At 45.0% G+C, this 1,472-nt stretch carries 1 protein-coding gene and 1 pseudogene; both read right to left on the bottom strand.

Annotated features, from left to right (window positions below):
* Positions 1-162: 162 nt before the first annotated feature.
* Entirely contained in the window at positions 163-1,173 is a 1,011-nt protein-coding gene (locus A3750_RS21765) for a flagellar protein FilC (protein ID WP_068453201.1), read from the bottom strand.
* A 34-nt stretch (positions 1,174-1,207) separates the two neighbouring features.
* Positions 1,208-1,472 (bottom strand): annotated as a pseudogene (locus A3750_RS26500) (peptidase C39); the annotation flags it as partial.

Raw genomic sequence — 1,472 nt, 5'->3', positions numbered from 1 at the left:
ACGGCATTACCAAGCGACATCGCGCGACTATCGATCGTGATGCCGTTACCTACCTGCGCATAAAGCTGGGGCGGAAAAACCAACAACACGGAAAACAGCGCAACCATTGCACGCTGTATTGGTTTGGTAAGCGCTCTCACATCAGCTCCAATATTTGATCGCTTACCAAGTCCACGCACCGATATTAATCGGATACGAGAAGCCTAAGTTAAAGTCTGAAGCATCTTCGGTCAGACCAAAGCCAAAACTGGTGTTAATAATCGTAGTAGGGTCAACCCTAATACCCAGAGACATGTTTACCGAACCACTAGCCGAATCTTGAGTTTCAGTATTACTTCCATCAGCGAAGTAAAGGTTCGTTTCGCTGTTATAAGAAATGCTTGTCGAAATACTTAAGGAAGTATCGTAGGACAGAGAGTAAGAGAAACCGCCAGAGAGAGAATAACTTTGCCCATTATGAACAGACGTCAAAACCCGCCCGCCTCGGACTTGATTCAGGCCATTTTCTTCAAATGAATAACCAGAGCTTAATGAACCGAACACAACAACCGGATCGAGTACCTTAGATACGTTAACACCAGTGCTAAACGAATACGTTCCGCTACCTGTAGACAGTCTTTGTTGCGGGTTAATTTCATAAGGGCTAACCCCTGTTTTGGTGCTCAAAGAGGTATTGACTGTTATTGTGGGCGCACCCGGCACATAAGAGAATGGCTGCCATCTGAGCCCGAGGCTAATATCACCAAAATCTGTAACCGATAATTCACGTGTCGTGTCGTAACGAGTGGATAAAGGAACGTTGGTACTTAACGTGACGTTATTGAGAATGCCATACGAGAAGCTGAAACTGTTCGTCATGCTGTGCGTTGCAGTAGGATTTACATCCAAATTACGGACAACGCCGTTAGTAACCTCTAGATCGATTCTAGAGTCTCCTGTATAGGAATAACTAAAGGAGTAAGACAGCGATTTCCCGCCAGATTTCAACATCGAGTAGCGCTTTTCAGCGGCTTGGAAAACTTCTTCTAACTGAGCCGTATCACTCTCGTCTTCCCCTTGCTGGGCAAGCGCTTCACGCGCTTTATCCGTCGAAGACTTTTCTTCAGCAAAAACCCCGCCAGTCGCGAGCAGGGTTCCAGAAAATATGATCAAAAGCCTTAAAAAGCGGGCCATGAGTCTGTCCTTGTTTAATACTATCGCAATCTAATTAGTTTCTTCTGTAGTGAAGCTGCTTGGTGCCATTACTAAAGGTTGGCGCACCATTGGCTATCTCCTCTTCAGAGTTATTTTTAAGCCGTTCGATCTCATTCTGTATCCGCCACTGATGCATATCGAAATAATCTGGATACTCCTGAAATGCCTGCAGAGAGAGTGTCTGGTCATCAATATAACGTAAGTCTTCTTCTCTCAATTCCAGACCATCTACCGGCTTCGTATCACCAGGAAATACAACGAATAATACATTTTGATCC

The organism is Oleiphilus sp. HI0079, assembly GCF_001635105.1.
Note: the sequence above shows the minus strand (reverse complement) of the source record. Positions and strands in the feature narration are given on the sequence as shown.

Bases quoted from the DNA above. Each gene is read 5' to 3' on its own strand.
- A3750_RS21765 (WP_068453201.1), bottom strand. From the start codon at position 1,173: ATGGCCCGCTTTTTAAGGCTTTTGATCATATTTTCTGGAACCCTGCTC.